At 37.7% G+C, this 19,553-nt stretch carries 14 protein-coding genes; 7 read left to right on the forward strand and 7 right to left on the reverse strand.

Translation table 11 applies throughout. The annotated features are described in order from the left end of the window. The first annotated feature begins 106 nt into the window (after positions 1–106). Together ACQKN3_RS10745 and ACQKN3_RS10750 are read left to right on the forward strand one after the other, a co-directional pair. A complete protein-coding gene (locus ACQKN3_RS10745; protein ID WP_427711279.1) occupies positions 107–739 on the forward strand; it encodes a YigZ family protein in 633 nt (210 codons plus the stop codon). Between the two features lie 144 nt (positions 740–883). Continuing rightward, complete coding sequence (locus ACQKN3_RS10750; protein ID WP_251689783.1) at positions 884–1,933, forward strand: LCP family protein; 1,050 nt, start codon at positions 884–886, stop codon at positions 1,931–1,933. Between the two features lie 510 nt (positions 1,934–2,443). On the opposite strand, the gene ACQKN3_RS10755 is transcribed toward ACQKN3_RS10750, so the two are convergent. Next, a complete protein-coding gene (locus ACQKN3_RS10755; protein WP_251689785.1) occupies positions 2,444–3,499 on the reverse strand; it encodes a glycosyltransferase family 4 protein in 1,056 nt (351 codons plus the stop codon). A gap of 349 nt (positions 3,500–3,848) precedes the next feature. Between ACQKN3_RS10755 and secA2 the strand changes: the two genes are divergently transcribed. Beyond that, a complete protein-coding gene (secA2, locus tag ACQKN3_RS10760; RefSeq protein ID WP_427711282.1) occupies positions 3,849–6,209 on the forward strand; it encodes an accessory Sec system translocase SecA2 in 2,361 nt (786 codons plus the stop codon). Positions 6,210–6,212: 3 nt separating this feature from the next. Continuing rightward, on the forward strand, positions 6,213–7,118 hold the full coding sequence (locus tag ACQKN3_RS10765; RefSeq protein WP_427711284.1) for an accessory Sec system S-layer assembly protein: 906 nt from the start codon (positions 6,213–6,215) through the stop codon (positions 7,116–7,118). A 632-nt stretch (positions 7,119–7,750) separates the two neighbouring features. Here ACQKN3_RS10765 and ACQKN3_RS10770 read toward each other — a convergent pair. After that, entirely contained in the window at positions 7,751–8,299 is a 549-nt protein-coding gene (locus ACQKN3_RS10770; protein ID WP_427711286.1) for a C40 family peptidase, read from the reverse strand. 317 nt (positions 8,300–8,616) lie between these two features. Next, on the reverse strand, positions 8,617–9,618 hold the full coding sequence (locus ACQKN3_RS10775) for a LysM peptidoglycan-binding domain-containing protein (protein ID WP_427711287.1): 1,002 nt from the start codon (positions 9,616–9,618) through the stop codon (positions 8,617–8,619). Positions 9,619–9,922: 304 nt separating this feature from the next. Between ACQKN3_RS10775 and brnQ the strand changes: the two genes are divergently transcribed. Both brnQ and ACQKN3_RS10785 read left to right on the forward strand, forming a co-directional pair. Further along, on the forward strand, positions 9,923–11,242 hold the full coding sequence (gene brnQ / locus ACQKN3_RS10780; RefSeq protein ID WP_427711289.1) for a branched-chain amino acid transport system II carrier protein: 1,320 nt from the start codon (positions 9,923–9,925) through the stop codon (positions 11,240–11,242). 195 nt (positions 11,243–11,437) lie between these two features. Continuing rightward, the gene (locus ACQKN3_RS10785; protein WP_427711291.1) at positions 11,438–12,808 is read left to right on the forward strand and encodes a S41 family peptidase; all 1,371 of its coding nucleotides are present in this window, start codon (positions 11,438–11,440) and stop codon (positions 12,806–12,808) included. A gap of 46 nt (positions 12,809–12,854) precedes the next feature. Here ACQKN3_RS10785 and ACQKN3_RS10790 read toward each other — a convergent pair whose 3' ends face one another. The 4 genes from ACQKN3_RS10790 to ACQKN3_RS10805 form a co-directional block, all read right to left on the reverse strand. Further along, complete coding sequence (locus tag ACQKN3_RS10790; protein WP_427711293.1) at positions 12,855–13,451, reverse strand: TetR/AcrR family transcriptional regulator; 597 nt, start codon at positions 13,449–13,451, stop codon at positions 12,855–12,857. Between the two features lie 312 nt (positions 13,452–13,763). Further along, a complete protein-coding gene (gene murJ / locus ACQKN3_RS10795) occupies positions 13,764–15,281 on the reverse strand; it encodes a murein biosynthesis integral membrane protein MurJ (RefSeq protein WP_427711295.1) in 1,518 nt (505 codons plus the stop codon). A gap of 31 nt (positions 15,282–15,312) precedes the next feature. After that, positions 15,313–16,401, reverse strand: coding sequence for a glycosyltransferase (locus tag ACQKN3_RS10800; protein ID WP_427711297.1), 1,089 nt, complete (start codon positions 16,399–16,401; stop codon positions 15,313–15,315). Then, positions 16,401–17,543, reverse strand: a complete 1,143-nt coding sequence (locus ACQKN3_RS10805) for a polysaccharide pyruvyl transferase family protein (protein ID WP_427711299.1) — start codon at positions 17,541–17,543, stop codon at positions 16,401–16,403. The genes ACQKN3_RS10800 and ACQKN3_RS10805 overlap by 1 nt, the downstream gene beginning before the upstream one ends. A gap of 385 nt (positions 17,544–17,928) precedes the next feature. Between ACQKN3_RS10805 and ACQKN3_RS10810 the strand changes: the two genes are divergently transcribed. Then, positions 17,929–18,852, forward strand: a complete 924-nt coding sequence (locus ACQKN3_RS10810; protein WP_427711301.1) for a nuclease-related domain-containing protein — start codon at positions 17,929–17,931, stop codon at positions 18,850–18,852. Positions 18,853–19,553 lie beyond the last annotated feature (701 nt).

A 19,553-nucleotide genomic window follows, 5' to 3' on the forward strand; every position in this document is an offset into this window, starting at 1 on the left:
ACCTACTAATATAGTACATACATATTATATCATTAGTAAATCATTTTTTAAGTTAAATTATAACCACAAATTTGAAATCAAATTGTAATATTAAGGAGAATCGATAATGAGAAATAACTACATTACAGTAAAAGGTTACGGAGAATCAGAAATCATCATATCCAAATCACGTTTTCTAACTTATGTAGAACGCGTTGAGACAGAAGAAGAGGCGTTTCTCTTTATTGATAAAATAAAAAAGATGCATGCATCGGCAACCCATAACTGCTCCTGCTATATGATCGGGGAGCATGATCAGATCCAAAAAGCGAATGATGACGGGGAACCAAGCGGTACTGCAGGCGTCCCTATGTTAGAAGTACTTAAAAAACAAGGTTTAAAAGATACGGTTGTTGTCGTCACTCGCTATTTCGGCGGGATTAAGCTTGGCGGTGGCGGTTTGATTCGCGCCTATAGTAAAGCAACAACAGAAGGTATTACAGCTGCTCAAGTTGTTGAGCGAAAACTGCATTATTTAATGAAAATCGGGATTGATTATGTGTGGTTAGGGAAATTAGAAAATGAGATACGCGGTTCCCACTACCCTCTTCATGATATTCAGTATGCTGAAAATGTAGAAATTTATGTACACGTTTTAAAAGAGGAAGAGCAAACTTTTATTGACTGGATCACTGAGCTGACAAACGGCCAGGCGGTCATTACAAATGAAGACGCGCTTTTTATGGAATTTCCGAAGTAATCGTGTCGAAATATTTGTCATGAAAAAGCACGATATCGTTACTTTACGACAAAAGTAGATTGTAGTATATTAGATAAGATTACAAAGTAGCTATAATATACCAGTTAATATAGTAACCTATCCCTAACCTAGAGGAGAATCTTTATGAAAACAAGGCAAAATAAAAAGAAAGGCTCATCGAAATTCAGATTGTTTCTTAAAGTTTCGATGCTTCTGACTCTTTCGCTCGTAATTTGTGCAACAGCATACGGTGTCTATTTGACGAAGCAAGCCGAACATGCTGCTGACAGTGCATATGAAGTAATCGAGGACCGAGAAATGTCGGACCAGCGAGAAGTAAAAGTTGAGCCTGCCCAAGATAATGTTTCTATTTTAATTTTAGGTGTCGATGATAGTGAAAAGCGCGATCAAGGTGCAGACAATTCCCGCACAGATGCCCTTTTGCTTGCCACTTTAAACAATAAAACAAAAACAGTTAAACTAGTAAGTATTCCACGTGATTCATATGTTTACATCCCTCATATCGGATATAACGATAAAATCAATCATGCGCATGCGCGCGGTGGAACACTTGCTTCAATTGAAACTGTAGAAGAATTATTTGATATTCCAATTGACTATTATTTACGTGTAAACTTCAATGCTTTCATCGATATTGTCGATGCATTAGGCGGCATTGAAGCAGAAGTTCCTTACGCAATGCTTGAAAAAGACGAGTTCGACCGCAATACTGTCAACTTGCAGCCAGGATTGCAAACATTAGGTGGCCGTGAAGCATTGGCCCTTGCCCGTACACGTAAACAGGACAATGATATTGAACGCGGTAAACGCCAACAGGAAATCATTCAGGCAATCGCAACTAAAGCAGCATCATTTACATCCATCTCAAAATACGATGATATTTTATCTGCTGTAGGAAACAATATGAAGACAGATATGACGTTCACTGAAATGAAATCTTTCTTCAGCTATTTAACAAACGGCATGCCTCGAATTGACACATTGACGTTGGAAGGCTATGACGACATGTCAACAGGTGTTTACTATTACAAACTTGATGAAGAAGCGCTTGCAGAAACAAGTCATATCTTAAAAAGTCATTTAGGACTTACTCCGGAATCGACAAATATTTCTGGCACAAGCTCTCAATCAAATTCAGCTTATACAACAAGAACAGATACTGATACACAATAAGTTGAGCCAACCTCCGCGAATGATGCGGGGGTTGGTTTTTTTATTTGGGGTTTCTACCTATAATAAACGGGTGTTCTACTTTACCCCAGGAATTTGCTAATAAAATTGCGGGTTCTACTTTTTCGGGGATTCGTTCTACATTTCCATGAGGAATTTCTACTTTTGCTTCTGAACTCTTTACTTTCTCTTCATTTCGTTCCACTTTTCCTAGCAAACCTGCTAATACTATTCGCAGGTTCTACTTCTTCAGATATTCGTTCTACATTTCCATGAGAAGCTTCTACTTTTGCTTCTGAACTTTCTACTTTCACTTCATTCCGGTCCAATTTTCCCGCTAATCTGCTAATAAATTCTCCCGTGCTACTTTTTAGCCGGTCCGTTCCACATTTCTACGAACAGTTTCCACTTTAACCGCCAAACTTTCTACTTTCCACCTAAAATCGGTCAAAAATTCCCCAACATAAAAAAAACAAGCAAACAGCTCAATGCCATTTACTTGTTTCGATCTTTTCACTTATTAAATATTCTTACGAGGTTAAGCAAAGGTTTATAGTTTTTGCCGGCGAGGCCGATAATTTCTACGAACAGCTCAATGGCTACTAATATAACGGCAATGAGTAAAATTGCGCCCCACACTTTTGCCATCGAGAAGATGACAGCAGCGAGACCGAACATTGCAGCCATCGCATAAATAATCGTCACGGTTTGACGATGTGAGAATCCTAAATCCAATAAACGGTGGTGTAAATGCGATTTATCCGGATCTGACCACTTTTTACCGCTACGCAAACGACGCACGATTGCGAAGAATGTATCGGAAATTGGAACTCCTAACATAATAACCGGGATAACGAACGAAATAACCGCTACGTTCTTAAATCCTAAAAGTGCGAGCACCGAAATCATAAATCCTAAAAACAGTGCACCTGTGTCCCCCATGAAAATTTTCGCAGGGTGGAAGTTGAAAAACAGGAAACCGATTGTTGCAGCAGCCAAAATTGCAGCCATTGCGATAACAATACCATTCCCCATGATCATTGCCATTACAGCCAATGTCATTAAAGCAATTGTTGATACACCTGCAGCTAGTCCATCAAGACCATCGATTAAGTTAATTGCATTTGTAATACCTACAATCCAAATAATTGTGAACGGAATTCCTAACCAGCCGAATTCCAGTTCCCCACCAAACGGTAAGTTAATATTGTCAATTTGAATACCGCCGACAAATACAACAATACAGGCAGCGATCACTTGGCCAAGCAATTTAGCTTTAGCGGAAATTTCACGCATATCATCGACGATACCTGTTGCTACGATAATTGTCGCGGCAATTAAAATCGCGTATAAGTAGTCACTTTCGAAGTTCGTGACAAATTTTAAAAGTAATATCCCGATCATAAACGCACCAAAAATTGCTAAACCGCCTAATCGTGGCATAATGCGAGCATGCACTTTACGATAGTTCGGGGCATCTACAGCTCCAAGGCGAAAAGCCAATCGCTTCACAAGCGGAGTTAGTATAATTGCAGCAATAAAAGCTACGATTAAAGACACGTAAATCATGTCTCTCCTCCTTAATTTTTGTAGTATTAAGCATTACAATAAATCGCCTTTTGGAGATTCATTAAAAACTCTACATTTTTATTCACCATAAGTATAGCATGAACAAAACATAAAATATAGCTTAATTTCCTTCCACTATTTATTCACCTCACATAAATTTTACATCTATCATTCTTCTAGTATATTTCAAACCTATCAAATAATTATTAATATAATAGAAAGCTCATCCAATTTATTTATATTGTTCCTATGAATTCCCTTTTGGTCAGTAGTCTTTTTGTGCATTATTTGATAAAATAACGGAGTGTCTACTATATTAAAGTAGCCAATTTCAAAGGAGAGTAAAATAATGTTCTCAATTTTCAAACGTAATAAAGAGCAAACAAGTGCTCGAGAGCTAAAAAGATACTACAAAACGGTAGAGCAAATTAATAGCCTCGAAGCAACATATAGTCCCATGTCTGACGAAGAACTTCGAAATATGACATTTACATTTAAAGAGCGTTTAGAAAACGGAACTCAGCTAGTTGATATTATTCCTGATGCATTCGCTGTTGTCCGTGAAGCTTCTAAACGTGTATTAAACATGCGCCACTTTGATGTGCAGTTAATCGGCGGTCTAGTACTGACTGAAGGTAATATTGCCGAAATGCCGACTGGTGAAGGTAAAACACTTGTTGCCTCACTTCCTTCTTACGTTCGTGCATTGGAAGGTAAAGGTGTACACGTTATTACGGTAAACGATTACCTTGCAAAACGTGACTTCGAATTAATCGGTCAAATCCACCGTTTCCTTGGGTTAACAGTTGGATTGAATGTTCCAATGATGGAACCTGCAGATAAAAAGGAAGCGTACAATGCTGATATTACATACGGTGTTGGAACGGAATTCGGTTTCGACTATTTACGTGATAATATGGCACATACAATTGGGGATAAAGTTCAGCGACCATATCACTTTGCCATTATCGATGAAGTAGATTCTGTCTTAATTGACGAAGCGAAAACACCGTTAATCATTGCTGGTAAAATGGGGGCAAACGAAGAACTGCACCGTATTGCTGCAATGCTTGCGAAGCGTTTCAAAGCTGAAGAAGATTATGATTTCGACGATGAAACAAAAGCAACTTCATTAACAGATCAAGGTATTGAGAAAGTTGAAGCGGCATTCGGTGTCAACAACTTATACGATTTGGAACATCAAACGTTGTACCATTACGTAATTCAGGCAGTACGTGCACACGTGATGTTTGAGCGTGATGTTGATTACATCGTTCGTGATGACAAAATTGAATTGGTCGATATGTTTACAGGCCGCATTATGGAAGGTCGTTCACTTTCTGATGGCTTACACCAGGCGATTGAAGCGAAAGAAGGCGTAACAATCACCGAGGAAAACAAAGCACAGGCACAAGTTACAATTCAAAACTATTTCCGTATGTATCCGACATTATCAGGGATGACAGGTACTGCGAAAACTCAGGAAAAAGAAATTTTAGAAGTTTACGGTATGCGTGTTATTCAAATACCGACAAACCGTCCACGTCGACGTCTGGATCAGCCGGATATCGTATTCGAACACATCGAGCAAAAATACGAATATGTGGCACAGGAAGCAGTGCGCCGTCATGAAAAAGGACAGCCGGTATTAATCGGGACAACTTCTATTTTACAATCAGAAACAGTAGCAAGTTACTTGAAAAAGCATGGCTTACAATTCCAATTATTAAATGCGAAAACAGTCGAGCAAGAGGTTGAGTTAATCTCGGAAGCCGGACAAAAAAATCGTATAACTGTCGCAACAAACATGGCTGGACGTGGTACAGATATCGTCTTAGGCGAAGGCGTTGAAGATCTTGGCGGTTTATTTGTAATCGGTACTGAAAAGCACGAAAGTCGTCGTGTCGATAACCAGTTACGCGGACGTTCAGGTCGTCAAGGTGACGTAGGTGAAACTCGATTCATCCTTTCGATTGAAGACGATATGTTCAAGCGTTTCGCAAAAGATGATGTAGAGAAATTCCGCAAGAAAATGACAACTGACGAAATCGGTCTCATTCAAAACAAAGAAGTGTCAGAGCTGATTGAACGTACACAACGTATCGTTGAAGGCGCTCATTTCTCTATGCGTGAATACAACTTAAAACTTGATGATGTAATTAATGATCAACGCCGTGTAGTTTATGATTTACGCGATAAAGTATTACGCAATGAAGATATTCTGGAACATTTAGTGACGATGATGAAGGAAACTGTTGATTTTGCTGTTCGTGAAAATGCCCCGGAAGATAAAGATGTGCTTGAGTGGGATTTCGATAAAATGGAACGTACAGTAAACTCTTTATTCTTAACACCTGTTACTGTGAACCGTGAAGAAACAAAAGTGAAGAAAATGCTCGACGCAATGGATCCTTCTGTAAATGAATTAACAGAAGTTATCAAGGGCTTTGCAGAAAACGAACAAATTATGGCGATTATTCCGCAAGTCATGTTGAGTTTCATCGATCAAATGTGGATAAAACATTTAGAACAAATGGCTCACTTAAAAGAAGGTATTGGTTTACGTCATTACCAACAGGAAGATCCAATGCGTATTTACCAACGTGAAGGACTAGAATTATTCGGTAAAAACTATCAGGAACTTCGCCGCAAAATAGTAGAAGAACTTGTAACATTTATGAAAAACATTACGATGAACGTGGAGGAATAGCAGATGGGTTTATTCGATTTATTTAAAAAAGGTGACAAAGTAGGTAAAGACAGTGCTGTTGATTCTTCATCAGTCGTAAAAACATCTGGTGATACTTCTAAAAAAGGTGCAAATCGTGACGTAATTACTAAATTATCGTTCCATCCTGAATGGGATGTACCACAGGAACAAAAATATGTTTTTAACTTCCTTGCGAATGATTTGGCACCATTGAAACCAAATCAGTTATCATTGTCAGCAATTAATATTGAGCCTTCAATGGCAAACGGTTCTTGGAATGTAAAAGCATTTTTCCGTTCTTCATTAACAGAAGCAATTGAATTAGGCGAAATCGAACTATTAATTTTAGATAAAGATGATAACCGCATTGCTTCACATTACTTTGATTTTAAAGAGCTAGGCGTGATTCCTGCTGAAAGTGCACGTCCATGGATTTTCACATTCCCTGCATCTTCAATTACAGCAGACGAAGTGCCTGAAGAAGGCTGGAAAATTTCATTTAACTTACTTTCATTACGCGGGCACCAATTAGACTTGGACGATACATGGAAGAAACAATTACCGAAAGATCAGCAAGAAAAGTTAGCTGAAATTGTGAAAACTTTACCGAAGTTAGGAAAAACGGAAGTAAACTTCACAGGACTACAAGCAAAATTAAACGATGACGGCAGCTTCCACGCGTCAATTTTCATCCGTAATGGACACGAAAAAGCGATTAACTTGGAACAGTTACCACTTGAAATTATGGATGCACACAATGTCCTAGTTGCAAAAGGATCGTTCAAATTAGACCCTGTATTAACTGTACAGCCTAATACGACAAAGCCTTGGACATTCATCTTCCCTAAAGAATTAGTAACGGCTGATGGCGCTGATTTATCTCGCTGGACAGCTCGCGTACCACAATAGTTTCAATATGCAGCATCCGGAATCATTTTTGACTTTCGGGTGCTGTTTTTTTGTTTGTGTCACTCGTTTTTATCCAGGGCACGCTTCTTTTTTGCCGGTTTTTTGGGAAAAGTAAAAGGTTTCTTTGCTAATGTAGAACGGAACGCTGGTAAAAAGGAATGTTGCGGAGCTTAAGTAGAAAGTTTTGTTTAAAAAGTAAAACGCCGATTCTTTATTCGCTATTCTGTCTTGAAATGTAGAATGTTTCGGGTCTAATGTGGAAACTTTCACTGCCAATGTAGAACGGTTCACTTGGAATGTAGAAAGTTCCGCATAGAAAGTAGAACATCGACTTTTTATTCACCATTTAATCAGTAAATATAGAACGTTCCAAGCCAAATGTGGAAAATTTCAGCACTAATGTAGAATAAAGCGTTCATAATGTGGTTGGCGTCGAAACTTATGTAGAACATTTTTCTCATAAAGTAGAACTCCCATACAACCTAGCTTCCCCATATCAAAAATAGAAACCCAAACTATCATTCAGCCCCATACCCTTGCCCAAACTGCACTAAAAAATCCCCCACCCTATAAATGGTGAGAGATTGTAATTACGAATTTTGCAGTATGTAGTAGTGTGTATAAGCTATGTATTATTCTTCTTCTGGTGTGTTGTCTACATCTGAATCGTCTGCGTCTGCAACTAGGGCTTCTGCCGTTGAGAAGTTAGCGATGCGTTTAGCACCTACGTACTTTTTACCCCAGTAATATTTGTCGTTAATGCTTGTTTTAATAACACCCTTGCTTGTGGAAGCGTGGATGAATTTTCCTGAACCAATGTAAATCCCTACATGAGAGATGCGTTTGCCTGATGTGTTGAAAAATACTAAATCGCCTGGCTCAAGGTCACTTTTCTTAACTTTCGTACCTTGTGTATACATTTCTGAAGATGTGCGATTCAGTGATGTGATGCCTAGTTCTTTAAATACGTGACGTACATATCCTGAGCAGTCAAAGCCTTTTGCTGATGTGCCGCCGTATGAATAGCGAACTCCTAAATACTTTGAAGAGACTTCTTTTAACTCATCAATTGAGTAAGCTGATTCTGCAGAAGCTTCCTTTTCATTCACCGGTGCGAAGAAAATTACGAAGGCAGCTGCCAAAGTTAGTACGATATTGCGTATTAATTTCAAGTAATCCATCGTGTTCCTCCAACCAATCAATAAATTTTCTGAAAACTTAACTGATATTAGGTTAACACGAGATTATATTTAATAACATTACAGTTATGTAACAACAAAGTTACATTTACCCGCTTTCAAATAACTTCAAACATTGCCAAAGAACCTATTTTAAATAGGGATTTTAAACTATCGACCAAACAATTACCGCTATTAATTGTAATATTAACCAATATTTATAGCTTTCATTGTAACATTTGTAATATTATCACGAATTTATGTAACAAAAAAGAACTAATAAGCGGATTTTTAACGACACTTATTAGTTCTTCAATATTTTATTTTAAATTATTAATGCGTTTATATGCGACAAAGCGCTCCGACCAATACTTTTCCCCAATATTTGAAATTGTAATCCCTTTTGAGCCAGCATGGATAAATTCATTGTTTCCTAAGTAGATGCCCATATGGGAAATCGTAGGGATAAATGTATTTTTGAAAAATACTAAATCTCCCGGTACTGGTTGCGTTACTTTCGTCGTATCTTGCTCGAAATACATGAGACTGCTTTTACGATCCATTGGGACACCAACAGAATTAAATATATAGTTTACAAAGCCGCTGCAGTCAAATCCATCTATTGTCGTTCCGCCATATTTATAAGGAGTACCTAATACTGCGTTAGCCGCTTGGATAGCTTGTCCATAGAGGCTCTCTGTTTGTTGCGAAACTTTCCCTGGCAGTGCAACTTCCTTCTTTAACTGTTTTTCAATCTCTTCGTCAGCTGTTTGATTAAAATTAATTTCTGCTTCTACTGTTTTGGCAGAAGGAGCTTCAACAGCTAAGTCTTTAGTCGACTGCTGGCTAATTGTCAGCTTTTGGCCAACTTTAATTGCATCAGTTTTCAAATTGTTCAACTGTTTAATACTCGCTACCGATATACTATACTTTTTAGCGATCTTTGTTAAATTATCCCCTTTAATAACAGTATGGGAAACTGCATTTTGCGGGCTTTCGACTTTTTCCTCAACAACTGAAACAGCTGTCGTTTTGGTCGTTGCTGTCGTTTTAGTTGCAACCGGTAATTTACTCACTGCACTTACTGCACTTACTGCACTTTTTGCTGGCGCAATAACAAGTTTTTGTGCGATAAAAATGCGATCTTGAGATAGTTTGTTCCATTGTTTAAGCTGATTGATCGTCGTGTTGTGGGCTTTCGCAATTTTTGTTAACGTATCGCCATGTTTCACCGTATAGGTGGATGCTTGGGCATCTGGTGCGATGAATAGTGCAAGTGAAAACGTTGCACTTGTCAGCACTACCTTCCATTTATTATTCAATATGAAAACTCCCCCATTTCAATGAAACTATTTTTTACTCTATTTTACTTAATTTTCAATAGAGTATACAACCCTCTTTTTATGAGAAAATTCTTCAGATGGTTATATCTATTCCCTAATATTATACTCACATATTAATATCATGTAATAGAAATTCAATAACATTTCACAGGTAGTGGTTTAGCGATAATTGTTTTCTGAAAATATGCTTGTATTTTAATAATTTTATGATAGAATTAATTTTTGTTAAAAGATTTAAATTTTTAGAAAACTTTGTATTTTCAAATTAAAGGAGTTTATCAACATGAATAGCAAGTCAAGTTTTTTTCGTGAGAATATCGCGGTAGGTTTTATGTTATTTGCATTATTTCTAGGTGCAGGTAATATCATATTCCCACCACAGTTAGGTCAAATGGCTGGGGAAAATATTGTAATATCCATGATCGGATTTTTAATAACAGGAGTCGGTTTGCCTCTACTAGGTATTATTGCCGTTGCAAAGAACGGCGGAGACCTGGAAATATTGGCTGGCCGCATTAATCCATATTTCGGTATAATTTTCACTTCGATTATTTACTTGTCGATCGGACCATTCTTCGCAATTCCGCGTACTGGCGCTGTATCTTATTCAATCGGTGTGGAACCGTTTTTAACAGAAGCAATGAAAGGTAGTTGGGTTCCATTATTCATTACAACGCTTATCTTTTTCGGAATTACATTCTACTTAGCTTATAACCCGACAAAAATCGTCGACCGTGTCGGAAAAATTTTAACACCTGCTCTTTTAATCGTTATTTGTTTACTTGCGATTAAAGCCGTTATTACTCCGTTAGGTGAACCTGGTGAAGCACAGGGTCCATATATTAATAATGCTTTTGGTGAATCGTTCATTCAAGGGTACTTAACGATGGATGTACTCGCATCATTGGTTTTCGGAATTGTTATCGTTCAATCATTAGTTGCACGTGGCGTAACTGATAGAGTAAAACAAGTTAAAATTACAATTTTCGCAGGGATTGTCGCTGCAATTGGTTTAGCATTTGTTTATGTATCATTAGGTTATATTGGGGTAACAAGTACATCAGCTATCGGCTTCCATGAAGATGGCGGTACAATTATCTCTTTAGCAGCACAGCAACTATATGGACAAGCAGGTAAGATTATTTTATCTGCCGTTATCATTTTAGCTTGTTTAACAACATCTGTAGGTCTCTTATCTGCAAACGCAACATTTTTCCATAAGATTTTCCCGAAAGTTTCTTACCAAGTATACTTAGTAATTTTTGCGCTATTCAGCTTCGGTGTTTCAAACTTTGGATTATCGGATTTAATTAATCTATCATTGCCTGTTTTAGTTGCAATTTATCCGTTCGCAATCGTGCTTATGATTTTTGCACTATTCGGAAATTTATTCAACCACGCACCGAGCGTATATGGTATGGCTTTAATTTTCACAGGTATTGTTGCAATCTATGACGGAATCAAAACTGCCGGCTTTGAAATTGCAGCATACGATAAATTTTTATCAGTCTTCCCGTTTTATGAGCAAGGCATCGCATGGGTTGTACCTGCATTAGTCGGTGGTGTCATCGGCTACATCATGTATTTAGCAAAACGGAAGTAAGTTTAATTACTTTAAAGAGGGTATGTTACAAGTGTAAAAACTTGTAATATACCCTCTTTTATTGACTAAAAATAGCTTAAAATATTTTTTATCCTTACCATAAATTCGGGAAGCTTTCATGATAAAATATGGTAATATCCCTATCATGGCATTACGCATTACATTATAGAAAAATAAAATTGATGAGGTGGACTCATGCTAAAAAAACATTTATCAGCAATGCTGTTTTTCATCATGTGCCTGGCTGTTCCTTTGACGGTACTAGGTGCTCCTTTAGATGAAGCAAAACAGATTGTTAAGGAAAACTATGTAGGGAATGTTAACGGTGACATCAACCGGGCCACAAGCCTCGAGCAACTGGCAGAAATGCTTGATCCGTATTCCGCTTACTTTACGCCGGAAGAATTCGATGAGTTTATTAATGGTGTGGACCTTACTACTGTAGGTATCGGTGTGGTCATCGAAAAGGTAGAAAGCGGTATTCAAATTTCCGAGCTGATCGATGGGGGCAGTGCAAAAAATGCAGGCTTAAAAGTTGGCGATATCATAACAGAGATCGATGGAAAACCGGTTGCAGGGCTGACAATCGACCAGGCTTCTACCCGTATAAAAGGAGCAGCAAATACAACGGTTTCTATAACGGTTTCACGTGAAGATGGCACAATATTAACGAAAAAATTAACACGTAAAGCTTTCTCATTGCCTAATGTGGAAACAAAGCTTTTATACGGGAATACGGGCTATATTTCGTTGAATTCATTTTCAAACGACACGGCAAGCCTCGTATCAAAAGCCATTCGTGATTTGAAAAATAAAGGGGCAAAATCTTTTATTTTCGATTTACAAAATAACGGAGGCGGCTATGTAACAGCAGCAGAACAGCTTATCGGTATGTTCCCGAATGCCACCTATGCCTACAAGCTGAAGGAAACTTCTGGGACATCTATTGTACGTTCGATGAAGCAATCGACAACATTCCCTGAAAATACGAAAATGCTAGTAAATAGATATAGTGCAAGTTCATCGGAAATGACTGCAGCAGCCCTTGCTGATCAAAAAGCAGTTACGCTATACGGGGAAACAACTTATGGTAAAGGTTCCATGCAGGCATTTTATGAGCTTGAAGATGGAAGTTTTCTAAAATTAACAGTTGGTCATTTTTATGGTCCAAACGGCACGAAAATAAATGAAGTTGGGGTTAAACCTCATATTAAAACAGTAAGTGAACCGCTCTTTAAAGCACATTACGATACAATCGCTTCAAACTTAAAAAACTATAAAGAACTTGCTGCATTAAAGAATGTTCCATTAAACAAAACATTTACGATCAAGTTTTCTGCTAAACTGGCGAAAGAGCTTGCTTCTTCTTCCGTTGAACTAGTCGAGCTAGGTGCGGATACTGTCAAAACAACGTACAAATTATCGGGTCAACAGCTAGTTGTTACCCCTTCAAAAGAGTTAACGGCCGGTAAAGAATATGCCCTTATCGTTCATCCTAAAGTAAAAAACGAAAAAGGCAAAAATTTAAAAGCCGGTGTTTATTTACATGTAACAACAAAACAGTAAACATAAATGAGACGATTTGCACAATGGCAATCGTCTCATTTCAATTTTATGAAAGTACTAAACTTAGCTCCGTTGCAAAATAAATCATGCAAATCTCTTTTGCTAACTGTTCCGGATTCGATTTATTCGTCAGTAAATTTGTCAATGTTAGTCGTTCCACCGAACCAACGAGACTTTCTGCCAGAATATTAGCATCCACCAGCTTTACAACGTTGGAATCTTTTAATTGCGTGTTAAGAATATGTATTAATTTAGAAACGAGCATTTCCTTCACGGCAGTTGACTGCTCTGCTTCATAAAAACCGATTTTCGTTAAGTTAGGATTTTCGATAAAATAATTGAAAATATGTGTAAGACTTCCCTGAATAAGATCGATTCCAAATTTACCTTCATTTATGTCATTTGCTGAACTTGAAAAAATATCAGTTAATTCATTGTGGAATTTCTCATTTAAATCGTTAAATAATGTTTCTTTACTTTGAAAGTATAGATAAAATGTCGGTTGTGTTAAATTTGCCGACTTCACAATATCACTGATTTTTGTTTGATGATAACCATATGTAGAAAATAGCTCAATTGCTTTTTCCAATAATAACTTTTTACTTTTTTCACCGCACGAATTTACACGTCGTCCTCTTGCCATACTTCTCCACCCTTATCTCTATTTTAGATGTTTAGTAAATTATATATTAAATTCCAATTATTCCACTTATGATTATATAGGAAAGTTTTTTTAAAATAAAGTTTTCTGTCATATAACTAACATTTCTCCTTAATATCAGCAACCAATTTACATAACTTAGCAATAATCAAAAAACATTACACTTAAATTGTCCTGTTATAAGGATAAAGGACATAAGCGAAAAGGGAAAATTTCTCTTTTTAATATTATGTTTAAATAGTATGTATTAAAAAGGCGTATCCAATTTTAAATCCGGATACGCACTTTATCATATTATTTTTTTCTAAAAATCTTTCCTTTTACTTTACCTGTAATTTGCTGCAGTTCATCCATTTTGAATGCAAACAGCAATACAAGATAGCTGATTGATGCAACTATAAATGTAACAATTATATGAATCCATTTCTGATCAATTACAATCCATTGTGCAATCGCCCAGTTAATGGCAACAAAAACTAATCCAATAATAACTAACTTAAATAGCTGACCAATGTTTTTGTCCAAAAGTTTTAACTGATATTTACTTTGCAGCACAATGACAAGCAAGAGGAAGTTTACGATGGCACTGATTAATGTCCCTAAAGCAACCGCATTAGCGCCCATTTCATCAATAGTCGCCATTACGACCGCAATATTTACACCGAATACCGTTAAAATACTGAAAATCATCGGTAATACGGAATTGCCCTTTGCATAGTAGAAACGCGTAATATACGTGTTCGCGGCAAGGAAGAACATCGTTGTACTGAATACTTGCAGCAATGGCGCTGTAATCGCTGTTGATTCGGCATTGAATTCTTTATATTCAAAGACGATACGAATAACACCTTCTGCCTGGAAGTAAAAGAACACCGAAATAGGCAATACGAGTAAATATAATAAACGCATCCCGCGAACATAAAGTTGTTTTACCGACTCTGTGTCCCCTTCTCCCTCTTTTTTACTGAGTAACGGGAAAATAACGGTCGTTACAGCAGTCATTAAAATTGCCTGCGGGAATTGGGACATTTTTGTCGCGTAGTTCATCGCTGACGGAACACCGGCTTCCAGCATATTCGTGAAAAATCGCTGAATTAAAATATAAAGCTGTGCAGTCGCACCGCCAAGCATAATCGGCAACGCAACTCTCCATAACATTTTCTGATCTTCAGCCTGTTTAAAGTTCGGCTTGAAAGACATTTCTTTCACATTCCGAACCCCGAATACAAGGAACAAGAACATACAAATTGCCCCGACTAATGCCCCGATCCCCATTCCAATCGGTCCCATCGTAATAGACAATATTACCGAGACGATTAAAAATGATCCGTTATAAATAAGCACCGAAAATGCGGATAAATGGTACCGGCCCTGGACATTTAAAATACCGCTCATCCAAGTCGATAAAACTAGCATAATCGTCGAAGGCATCATCCAGTAATATAGCGAGCGCAGCATTTCATATTCCGCCTGATCCTCAACTTGAAAAAATTTCATTAATATCGGATCAGCCAACGCCATAAATAAAATGACAATGAGCGTAATCGAAACAACAATTGTTGTAAACGTTCGCTGTATATATTCAGTGATACTCGATGATGTCTTATGGTAAATGGATATAAACGCCGTCGTAAACGCTCCGCCAATGACTAAATATAAAAAGTTTGGAATTGTATAAGCATTAATAATACTATCTGAATATACAGTTGTACCAAATTCAATCCCGATATATGTTTCACGGGCAAAGCCGACCAGACGCGCTAAAATATTAATAACCGCGACGGCCCCTATTATTTTTAAAATTCCTTTCAACGCTTATCACAATCCTTTAATTACAATTACTTTATTTCGCATGTGTTGTGTAGAGCTCTTTTAAACGTACAATAATATTTTTTGCATCATGTGTATGAAGCAGCTCGGCTACACGCGCTTCATTCACTGCGATTCCGTCTTTCACTGCATTTTCAAGTGCAAGCTGAAGTAAAATCTCGTCTTTAGGAGGTACTAATACCCCCGCTCCATCCGCCAGCATATAATGCAGTCCTCCGACGTCCGACGCGATAACCGGCGTACCGCAGCTCATTGCCTCTAAAGCTACTAATCCCAGTCCTTCAATATAAGAAGGCAGTACAAAAACATCTGCCGCCTGGAAATACCTTGCCAACTCCTGCTGCGGCATCGGTTCGATAAAGTGAATTGCTGTATTGTCCTTAGCCAATTCTTTTACTTTACTAGTAAAATTGCTATCTTTTGTCGAACCAACACAATAAAGAGCGGCTTGCTCCGGAAGAGATTCCGATACTTTATTGAATGCACGCACAAGTTCTGTAACGCCTTTTTCCCGTATGATGTTGCCTACAAATAAAAAGTTTGTTTTATCAGGATCCATTCCCAACTCTTTTGCAAGTTGTTTTTTAGCTTCCGCTTCTTTGAAAACCGTACGATCAATCCCCATGCTCATCACCGATATTTTACCGCTTTTGACATGGAATGTTGTTTCAATCGTTGTAGCAAGCTCTTCTCCTACTGCAATGACATGATCTGCAGACTGTAAAATTTTTTCCGTAAACTCACGGATTTGCCCGCCCTTTTTGGCCATTTTATTAATATCGCCACCATGTGCTGTCACAATATACGGGATATTGTGACGCTTTTTTAAATAGTAGCTGAACATCCCGCTCGGAAAAACGTAATGGCTATGTGTTAGCGAAATATTCCGCTTGTTTGCACGAAAAACGCGCATAAAATGCTGCGCCCATTTTAAATATTTCAAAATAACATTTTTCTTTCCTGTCGCGGGATTCGTATTAACTGCGAGCACTGTCTCTATTCCTTCTCGTTCCAGCTGCTCGACCTGATTTTTTACGAAAATGCCGTAAGCTAAATGTTCCTTAGATGGATACATATTGCTAATGACGAATACTTTTTTCATTACTTTTTAGCACCTTCTTTTAAAAGCTGCTCTCCTAATGCTGATTTTTCTTTAAATGACGCATTTGTACGAGCCGCTAAGTTTTGTGCACCGTTCCAATCTACTGCCATATCGTTAAAAAGCATTGCAAACTTCTCGTCTGATTCATGAAGCGAATCGATCGGCAATGAATAGTTGCCAAGCCCTGCCATTTGTAAAAAGTCATTAACCTTCACATGATACGACACACCGATAATCGGCGTTTTTGCATCCGTTGCCAATATTAATGAATGTAGTCTTGTACCAATTAACACATCAAATGTGGACGTAATTTGTAAAATACGTTGTGGCGGCAAGTTTTCATCTATGATTTTTGTGTTTTCCGGATGCTTCATCTTAGCTTGAATATCCTTTGTCACATCAGCATCTTGCGGATATTTTGTCGCAAAAAATGTCACATCTACATTATGCTCTTCAATTAAACGGTCCAGGTTTTTCGACATACCATCAATATAGTTTTCGTATTTTGCCTCATCGCCAGTTGGCCAATATGAAGCATTATAGTATGGGACTGCTGTAACCCCAACCGATTTAGGTTTATCACTATAATTTGTACGTTCTACTTCTAAACTAAATGCCGGGTCTCCAATAACATGAACATCACGTTTTACACCAATTGTTTTAAGCAGCTGTTCTGATTGCGGATCACGCACTGAAATGTTTTGCGCATGCTTGGCCATATAGCGGATAAACCATTTCCCTAACCCTGTGTTAAGGGGACCTGCACCACAGCCGTAGACAACATAAGGTACATTATTATTTTTGGCCATCATCGCATAAGAACCATATAGTGGTGCTTCACGCTTATAAAGATCCATTAAAATACCGCCGCCGCCGATTACGACAAAATCAAGGTTTTTCACGACATTGGAATTCTCTTTGTATGTCTTCATGAACGTTTTCACGGCATTACCATTTTTGTAGTATAAAGGGTAACTTTGCACAGTATAACGTTCAGCAGTTTGTTTTGGATTATTACTAAATACCGTAATATTTTTTGTATCTATTTGAAATACCTTCTGCAGCTGGCGAATAATACTTAATAAAATCGCCTCATCTCCGTTATTATCATTCCCGTAATTTCCTACAATACCAATTTTCATTTATTCATTCATCCTTTGAATCAAGCGTTTTGAGTATGCTTGGCTTATTTCATTTTTCATTTGAAAAACACATCTGAAGTAGATGTGTTCTGCGTTATGACTCGTATTTTTAGTATAGCATAATGTCAGTTTGAAACGATATTCCCGAGGGCAAGATCACACTATTTCCCAACAAGAAAATTAACTCTAAATTTATAGTTTTTCGTTAATGAGACGGTTTGTATACAAGATTAGTTTCATTTTTACTTTTTGAAGAGGAATTTATGCAATAAATGACTTTTCGAGGTCATTTGCACGCTAGGGGATTTTCGGATAAATTGCTGTCATAGAGCTTTTGTCTCAATGCCCGAGTAGAGGTGATTTATTGTATCGATCTGAAAATTTTATGTATTTAGAAGCGCTTGTGAGCAGATTACAAACGAACGACGAAGAGTTTACTTCAATTCAGGAGGCTTATTATCGCGTTCAAGCTGGAATTGCAGGCGAATTAAAAATGCAGAGAACATTAGCAGATTATCATTTTCCTGGCCCCTATAAAATTTTTTATAACTTTGAGTGTGTAAATGAAAAGGGTTTTTCTCATCAAATTGATGCCCTTATTATAACGACAAGATTTCTCCTCGTTGTCGAAGTTAAACAAATTTCCGGTACGTTATTTTATAAACCCGCATTTCATGAATTTGCACGTCAAACCGAGGAGGGGATTATAGAAAATTTCCCAAATCCATTTGACCAGGCATACCGGCACCAGTTATTTTTATCTCATTTATTATCAAGGTGGGGAATTCAGCTGCCTGTTTTATATATTGTGGTCAACGCTAATATTAGAACGAAATTGGATTCCTCTTTAAACGGTTCTCCGATTATTCATTTAAGCGGCTTGCCAAAGTTTCTGGAGAAATTATATGAAAACTATGATGAAACAACAGTGGTTTTAGATCAATTGGAAAGTGAATTATTGGCGATTTCTTGTCGGCTTCCTGTTAGAAGAAAAATAGAAAGGTATCGAATTCGAAATGGCGTCCATTGCAAAAAATGTGACTTTCAGCATGTCATGTCTTACCATCACGGATTATGGATTTGCCCACACTGTGGCGTGAAAAGTAAAGAGGCAATCTTTTTAGCTTTACATCAATATCGCGTATTGATTGGTGATCGTATTACCAATCGTGAATTAAGGGCATTTGTCGGGATTGACTGTAAAGCAGTTGCTTCCAAGCTGTTGAAGCGCTTAAACTTTGAACAATTCGGCAAGGGACGTGGGGTTTATTATTTAATTCCTGAAGACGTTTTAGAACGGATAAGGTAATTTCCTTATGTAGCTGTAACTCATATTTGAATAATTCTACTTAAAGGAGGTGAGGAGTTACTTACGAAATATAAGAGTGTACTTTTCTCGGGTACAGTTCTACTTTAATGGCTTGATATTCTCATTTGATACCAAATCGTTTTACTTTTCGAATGAATCTTTCTACTTTACCGGGGAAACGTTCTACTTTCACACAAATATGTTCTACTTTCTTCGACATCTTGGCGAATACATGCAACCGGTTCTACTTTTCAGATGAATCTTTCTACTTTACCCGAGAAATGTTCTACTTTCCTGGCGCGTAGTTCTACTTTCACGCCAAAAAATTCTACTTTCCCCGACATCTTGGTGAATACTTACAACCGGTTCTACTTTTCGAATGAATCTTTCTACTTTACCCGAGAAACGTTCTACTTCCCTGGCGCGGAGTTCTACTTTCACGCCAAAAGATTCTACTTTCTCCGACATCTTGGCGAATACACGCAACCGGTACTACTTTTCAAATGAATCTTTCTACTTTACCCGAGCGAAATTCTACTTTCCAGCCCAAGAGTTTTACTTCCGTGCCAAAATATTCTACTTCCAACCACAGCACCTGAGTCTATACTTACATTCCCATCTATAAAACCCTCTCTTCGCAATAAAATGCCTCGTACCAGTCTCACTTCACTTGCCCTTCCCCCTCTCTTCCCCAAAGCCCT

The organism is Solibacillus sp. NPDC093137 (assembly GCF_050280445.1).
Lineage (GTDB): Bacteria > Bacillota > Bacilli > Bacillales_A > Planococcaceae > Solibacillus > Solibacillus isronensis_B.

Bases quoted from the DNA above. Each gene is read 5' to 3' on its own strand.
- ACQKN3_RS10745 (WP_427711279.1), top strand. From the start codon at position 107: ATGAGAAATAACTACATTACAGTAAAAGGTTACGGAGAATCAGAAATC.
- ACQKN3_RS10750 (WP_251689783.1), top strand. From the start codon at position 884: ATGAAAACAAGGCAAAATAAAAAGAAAGGCTCATCGAAATTCAGATTG.
- ACQKN3_RS10755 (WP_251689785.1), bottom strand. From the start codon at position 3,499: ATGATTTACGTGTCTTTAATCGTAGCTTTTATTGCTGCAATTATACTA.
- secA2 (WP_427711282.1), top strand. From the start codon at position 3,849: ATGTTCTCAATTTTCAAACGTAATAAAGAGCAAACAAGTGCTCGAGAG.
- ACQKN3_RS10765 (WP_427711284.1), top strand. From the start codon at position 6,213: ATGGGTTTATTCGATTTATTTAAAAAAGGTGACAAAGTAGGTAAAGAC.
- ACQKN3_RS10770 (WP_427711286.1), bottom strand. From the start codon at position 8,299: ATGGATTACTTGAAATTAATACGCAATATCGTACTAACTTTGGCAGCT.
- brnQ (WP_427711289.1), top strand. From the start codon at position 9,923: ATGAATAGCAAGTCAAGTTTTTTTCGTGAGAATATCGCGGTAGGTTTT.
- ACQKN3_RS10785 (WP_427711291.1), top strand. From the start codon at position 11,438: ATGCTAAAAAAACATTTATCAGCAATGCTGTTTTTCATCATGTGCCTG.
- ACQKN3_RS10790 (WP_427711293.1), bottom strand. From the start codon at position 13,451: ATGGCAAGAGGACGACGTGTAAATTCGTGCGGTGAAAAAAGTAAAAAG.
- ACQKN3_RS10800 (WP_427711297.1), bottom strand. From the start codon at position 16,401: ATGAAAAAAGTATTCGTCATTAGCAATATGTATCCATCTAAGGAACAT.
- ACQKN3_RS10805 (WP_427711299.1), bottom strand. From the start codon at position 17,543: ATGAAAATTGGTATTGTAGGAAATTACGGGAATGATAATAACGGAGAT.
- ACQKN3_RS10810 (WP_427711301.1), top strand. From the start codon at position 17,929: ATGTATTTAGAAGCGCTTGTGAGCAGATTACAAACGAACGACGAAGAG.